The following is a 6,595-nucleotide window of genomic DNA, read 5'->3' on the forward strand; positions in this document are numbered from 1 at the left end:
TGATAGAAGAACTGGGTCTGAAGTTGACTAAAGTGAAATAGTTTAGATTAGAGTTTTATTTTTCGTATTTTTATTATTTCCTCAATCGAAAGGTCTTCAAGCGAGCCATGCTTGCGGAGATCGGTAGCAGTTGTATCAATGGCATCATAATAAATGTGTTTTTGTATGCATTTTCTAGCAATTGGCTCAAATTGTCCCTTATGCCATTTTATTCCGATGGCGGCTCGCGCATAATCGTAAAACCCGTTAACTTCGGGAGGCAAATCATTGTAAAGGTGATCTTTGTAACTCATAATATCGAGAAGTATCTGCATTTGATGGGGGGCAATAGTATATATTCCGCCACGCAGGAAATGCCCGTAGGTCAAAGCGGCTTCTAGAAGATCGGCGTGTTCCGAATATTGAGGGTATAAGATAGCTAAATTAACACTAGAAATTACCGTGCAACGAATTGCCTGTTTTAAGGAAAGTCGATCTCTAGCGTAAATCTCTGACTGAAATTTCGCTATATTTTCCTTCCCCAACCTAGAGTTTGCGATTTTGTTCTTTAACGCTTTAACCCGCGTAGCCCGCTCGAACGCAGTCCTTAGCATAGTTAGACAAGCTTGAGCATTAGTCAGGTTTTCATCTAAAGTTTTTGGGAATTCGAGGCCATAATAATGCTCTAAATATTGTGACTTATTTTTATCAAAGTGATTGGCTCTAACATTACCTCCATGAACAGTATTTGTTTTGAACAACTTACGCGCATTATTTTCTATTGTAACTGGGCTAAAGCCGGCCCATTCACAGATAACATCTTCCACCTTACTGTGTTCCATCCCCAGTTTTTTCAGTCGTGCTTTATTGCTTTTAGCTTCAATTAAAAGGGCCTCTCGCAAAAGTCTTTGGGCTAGGACGTATTTTTCTCTGCGTTTACCTTCATGATTGTATCTAACACTTTTATTGTAGAGTTTTTTCTGCAGTTTGGGATCTCGTTTCGTAACGTGCTTGTAAAAGAAAGACCCTTTCATAGGGGGTAGTTCAGCCATATTATTCTCCATTTTGTGTGTTTTATTGTGTTTTTTTCCTAATATGCCGAGCTCTGGAGATTCGGCCTATTACGTCCGTTTGAAGAGTCTTGTTAGAACTGACTTTGTGCGTTGTGGTTGGCGTTTGCTGTTTCACTTGTTGTGGCTTTTTGTCGTGGTCCTTTTGCAATTTGACATTGGTGCACTTTCTGCGAGTTCGAGAAAACATTGCCGCCCAATGCTGGGGTGAAATGATGCTTCCTGAGCGGCTATAGACACCCGCATCACTCATTAGGGTTGCAATTTGAGGCCAGGGCACATTGCTTTTCCTCATCTGCATGAAGAAATCGATATGCTTAACCATTATTGGTTCTATCGTTAAGGGCTGAGAGTAGCCTTGCAGATCCTTTGTAAATTGCTGTGCATGTTTTTTAGCAATGATAATGTTCATGTTTTGTACTTAGTGATTATTTGTTGAATATCAATGCTGCAGATTGTTTTACTTTGTTGCAAGAAGTTGTACTCACACCTGTGCACCTCTGATGCTCGTGAATAATTTTACTTATTTTGTGCGACTCAAGTTTCTACCCAGTTTTTCTCCTGAATAATTTGTCAGCTTGCTTCTCCAAACAAGGAGAATCGTATGGTTTGTACAATCGCAGCAGGTGCTACGGCAGAATATTACCTTCAGGAACAGGGCGAATATTACGTCGATGGTAAGGAACCAAAGGGGAGTTGGTATGCACCCGACGAGAGTTTTGGCTTGCATAACAGCGCCGAAGTTACCGCGTCAGATTTTTTGCATCTGCATGCAGGGGAAAACCTTAAGGGTGAGGTTTTGATCCCATCGCCCGGTGCCTTTCGCAACCGTGTTGCCGCTTACGATATGACTTTTTCGGCCCCTAAAAGTGTTTCGGTTTTGGCCGCTGTATCCGATGAGCAAACACGTACAATCATTGAGCAAGCACAGGAAAAAGCTGTACGTGATGCTCTTGACATGCTGAACGAACATGCTGCTTTTGCGCGTCGGGGCAAAGGAGGTGTATCACTTGAGAGTGTCAGGCTCACAGCAGCATTATTCCAGCACGGTGAAGCGCGGCCTGTTGGTAAAGATGCTTTTGATCTGTCATCGGATCCACAGCTTCATACTCATGCAGTTATCTTGAATTTGGCAGAGCGTACGGATGATACTGTCGGTGCGCTTGATGGACGTCATCTATTTCGTTGGAAAATGGCAGCAGGCGCTCAGTACCGCGCGTCTCTCGCAAACGAGTTGCAACAACGCTTGGGCGTGCAGATAGACCGCACGGATGCAACAGGCCTTTTTGAAGTGAAGGGCGTGCCTAAGCATGTGCGTGATCACTTTAGTCAACGCCGCGCGGAGATTGTATCAAAGCTAGAAGACTTAGGCCTTACTCCAAAGGGTGCTTCAGCGACCACAGCAAAGCTGACAAAAGCGACCCGCACCAGCAAAGAAGCCGTCTTTGAAAGTAGACCAGACCAACTGGTGCGTTGGCGCCGTGAAGCCAGCGAGCTTGGTTTTGCCGAAGCCGAATGGAAAAACTGTTTGGGGCACAATGTTGATAAAGCGTTGCAAGATCGCCTGTTCGATGATCGAATGAAGCAGGTATTGCCTGAGCTGATGGCTCATGAAAGTGTGTTCCAGCATAAAGACATTATGGCAAAGGTTGCCGCCGCTGCCACAGGGGCGGGTAAAACACAGCTAGAGATCACACAAGCAATTGATCAATTGGTACAGTCTGAGCAAGTTGTTTTCCTTGAGCCGGATGCCACCGGCCAGGCCGTTTACTCAACCAAAGGTCAGATAGCCCTGGAAGTTGATGTGCAAAAGATAGCGGGCCAGTTGGCTGAATCTAAGCATCATAGTTTGTCTGTGTCGTCCGTTTCCTCAAAACTATCCGAGACGGTTTTATCAATAGAACAGCAGGAGGCAGTAATATCAGGTGCCACTGGGGCCGACCTTGTGGTGATCGAAGGGGCTGCGGGTTCAGGCAAAAGTTTTAGCTTGCGAACCTTGTCGGCACTATATGGGCAAGAAGGCTACCGTGTGATTGGCTGTGCAACCGCCTGGAAAACGTCTAACCAGTTAGCAAGTGATTGTAACATCGAAAGCAGGGCGACAGATGCATGGCTTGCCCGTGCACAAAGTGGCGGTCAGTTTTTGGATCAGCAAACAGTGCTCATCGTGGATGAAGCTGGGCAACTGTCTGCCCGTCAAATGCAACAAATTCTCAGCGCAGCACAATCAGCACAAGCAAAGGTCATCCTCACCGGTGATAGTAAGCAGTTACAATCCGTTGGCGCAGGCCCAGGTTTGCAGCTTGTGAGCGAGAAGACCGGTGTCACACGTATCGATACCGCTCGGCGTCAAGAGCAGCTCTGGGCGCGTAGTGCTTCTCAGCACTTTGCAAGCGGTAATGCAGATGCTGCGATTAGGGCATATGACCAGCACGGCTTACTCAATTTGTGTGATGGCCATACTGCGGTGTTGCGATCCGCGGTTGAGGCTTGGGCCGAAGATAAGCGATTGTTTCCGCAAAACAGTTCTCTTGTGATTGCACGCACGAATAAGGAAGTGAGTGAGTTGAATGCTATGATGCGAGTAAACTTGCAGCAAACTGGGTACTTGGGCAGAGACCAGATACTGGTGAATGCAGAGAAAGGTGGAGCCATAGTAATAGCCCAAGGGGAGCATATGCGTTTTACTCGTAAAATTAATACACTCGGTGTTGTCAACGGCACAGAAGCGAAAGTGATATCAATCAATAACCGAAGACAGCTTAACCCCATCTTATCACTACAGATAGGGGGCAGGTCTGCGGAAGTAAATTTAGCTGCGCTAGTGGATAAAAAAGGCAGCCTGCCACTGAGCTATGCATATGCTTCGACATTGTATGCCGCTCAAGGCGCCACGGTTGACAAAGCATATGTGGTTGCCTCGTCTGCTATGAAGCGCAGTGATATTTATGTTGCGACTAGTAGGGCACGTAAAAGCACGCGCCTGTTTGTCGATCGGGACAAGTTAGCGCGCAGCGTTCTGGACGGGAAGCTTCTGGCAAACAGAAAACAGCCTGATTTAAGCAATACTGTACTTAAGAAACAACTAAGCTTCAGTTGGTCAAAGTTGAGAGAGAAAGTGAGTGCACTGGATTACTTACCAAGTTCTACAAAAATACTAGAGATAGCACGTAGCACAAAACCTAAGGATAAACTGCCAACTATTGATCGATGAACAAGTTTGAGTTGGGCTTAGTGACTAGTTTTGAGAATCATTTTTTGATTGCAAAATTCTAATCAAAAAGATCTATTTTCTTTGTCTTTTTGAAGACCATAAAGGCTAATTTTTTTAGTTTTGCTTGTATTTTTTCCTGCCATGTTGAAGCGGTTCAATTTTTTCAATCTGGAGCCCTGATAACGTAGCTTAGTAAGGTGCTTTCGATTGTTTTTTATAATCATCGCCGCTTTTGAATTCTCCCTATAGTTTTATCATGGCAATCACGTAAAAGTTAACTGTGTTGCAGCATAGCATCTAATAGTTGTATCTTATAAAGATGAATGCAATTGTACTTTATTCCTGAAATGTTTCGGTGACTGATTTAGAAATGGTAATAATTTCAAGTATAAAAAGGCGTGAAATTACGACATTGGAAAAAAACTCAAAATTTAAATATACACCTGTAAGTAGATATCAACAAGCCTTTCTACTTGAGAATGAGGTTTTCCAAGAAAATGTAGGGCATCCTTCAGCGTATCTAGTATTACCAGCAATAGTTGATATTGAAAAGTTTTCCAATGTCAGGTCGCGGTTATCAGTGAAATACGATCTTTTTTCTTTAAATATACGGCTAAAGAATGGGCGTTTTGAGCAAAACATTAAAGAACACCTAATCGGAGAATTGAGGCAATTAGACTTTTCAACCGCTAGTGACCCGGAACGTGCAGCATTCAAATGGATGAAGTTGGAAACTGAGAAATCTTTTAATTATAATCGAGCTCCTTACTGGCGTGATGCAATTATAAAAATTTCCGACAATTGTTTCTTTTATTTTATGACTGTATTTCACGCTGTGTTGGATGGTGCGGGCATTTTTTTATGGTTTAGAAAGCTGCTTGAAGCATATAATTCGCCTGGAAGCTTGAGTGAGTTACCATCACGTTCCTTTTTAAAAGTATTAGAAAAAGATAAATACATAGATTCTAAAAGATACTTTTCTGATAGACAATATTGGATGGAGCAACTTAAAGGTTCCAGTGACCTTAGCTCTATTTTTACGAGCTTGAAGCATAATCGTGCATTTAATATTCATGCCGCTGAAGTTACTAACATTTCATTCGATCAGCTTCTTTATAGGCAGATAAAACTGTTCTGCCAAACGAAGAGAATTGGAATAACTTCGTTTTTTTTAACTGCTCTCAATGTTTACTTGTCAACTTTGTCGGGTTCTAAGGGAATGCTGGCAAGTGTACCTGTTCATAATAGAATTGGCGCAATTCAGAAAGATAGCCTAGGTCTTTTTCTAAATTCCTTTTTTATTCGGTTAAAATTTGATGACTTGGAGAGTTTTGGTAGCTTAGCTGGGCGTTTAGATGTTGAACTCAAGCATTCATTACAGCACGCAAGGTTCCCTATATCGGACTTTATTCATGCATTTAAAGAGCATACTAATGCGCAGCTTTTTCCTGACGTATTATTTAATTTTCAGCCTTTTACCCTTTCTGAAGGTATGGGCGCCGAATCAGTAGAAGTTAAGCCTATTCAAGGCAATTTCGCTTCCGTGCCCTTGACATTAACGCTCACTGATTATGGCAAAGGAAACCATGCGAGTTTGACTATTTCACATCGATTGGATGTTTTTAGTAAATCTTCAGCAAAGCGCCTAGCTTCTAATTTTGAAGTTTTATTGCGCAATGTATTGGATGCACCAGAAGAGCGTATTTCTCGTTTACCATTATTATCTTCTCTGGAGCGTGACCGCTTACTTATTGAATGGAATGATACATCTGCGGCTTATGCATCAGACAAGTGTTTGCATACTTTATTTGAAGAGCAAGCCAGCCGCACTCCAGATAACATTGCTGTCGTTTATGAGGGTAGTGAACTTAGTTATGCTGAGTTAAACAAGCGGAGTAATCAGCTTGCACATTACCTGATTGAGCAGGGAGTTAAGCCAGATAGTCTAGTGGGTCTTTGCCTTGACCGCTCTCTTGAGATGGTTGTCGGTATTATGGGAATACTTAAGGCTGGTGGTGCTTATGTTCCGCTGGATCCTGATTATCCGGAGGACCGCCTTCGGTTTATGCTTGATGATACACAAGCTCACATAGTTATTGGTCAGGCTTCTATAGCGACTGATCTATCATTGTTTGATGAGCGTTGTCAGGATCGCCCTGAGCTGGTGCTTCTCGATGAGCCAGAGCAGCTTGAGGCGTTGTCATTTTACCCTGAGACTAACCCTGATACTTCGGCTTTGGGGATATGCTCCGACCACCTCGCTTATGTGATCTATACCTCAGGCTCTACAGGAAAGCCCAAAGGTGTATGTGTCGAACATAAAAGTGTTGGT

Annotated in this window: 4 protein-coding genes; 2 read left to right on the top strand and 2 right to left on the bottom strand. The window is 43.2% G+C overall.

The annotated features are described in order from the left end of the window. Positions 1-47 precede the first annotated feature (47 nt). Together OEU88_RS17335 and OEU88_RS17340 are read right to left on the bottom strand one after the other, a co-directional pair. Positions 48-1,031: a hypothetical protein gene (locus tag OEU88_RS17335; RefSeq protein ID WP_262696474.1), complete on the bottom strand. Its 984-nt coding sequence runs from the start codon at positions 1,029-1,031 to the stop codon at positions 48-50. A 22-nt stretch (positions 1,032-1,053) separates the two neighbouring features. Next, a complete protein-coding gene (locus OEU88_RS17340; protein ID WP_262696475.1) occupies positions 1,054-1,461 on the bottom strand; it encodes a hypothetical protein in 408 nt (135 codons plus the stop codon). A 192-nt stretch (positions 1,462-1,653) separates the two neighbouring features. Here OEU88_RS17340 and mobF point away from each other — a divergent pair, with 192 nt between their 5' ends. Both mobF and OEU88_RS17350 read left to right on the top strand, forming a co-directional pair. After that, positions 1,654-4,263: a MobF family relaxase gene (mobF, locus tag OEU88_RS17345; protein ID WP_262696476.1), complete on the top strand. Its 2,610-nt coding sequence runs from the start codon at positions 1,654-1,656 to the stop codon at positions 4,261-4,263. A 355-nt stretch (positions 4,264-4,618) separates the two neighbouring features. Next, positions 4,619-6,595: AMP-binding protein (locus OEU88_RS17350; RefSeq protein ID WP_262696477.1), on the top strand; the 1,977-nt coding region annotated here is incomplete at its 3' end.

Source organism: Kordiimonas aquimaris (assembly GCF_025574485.1).
GTDB lineage: Bacteria > Pseudomonadota > Alphaproteobacteria > Sphingomonadales > Kordiimonadaceae > Kordiimonas > Kordiimonas aquimaris.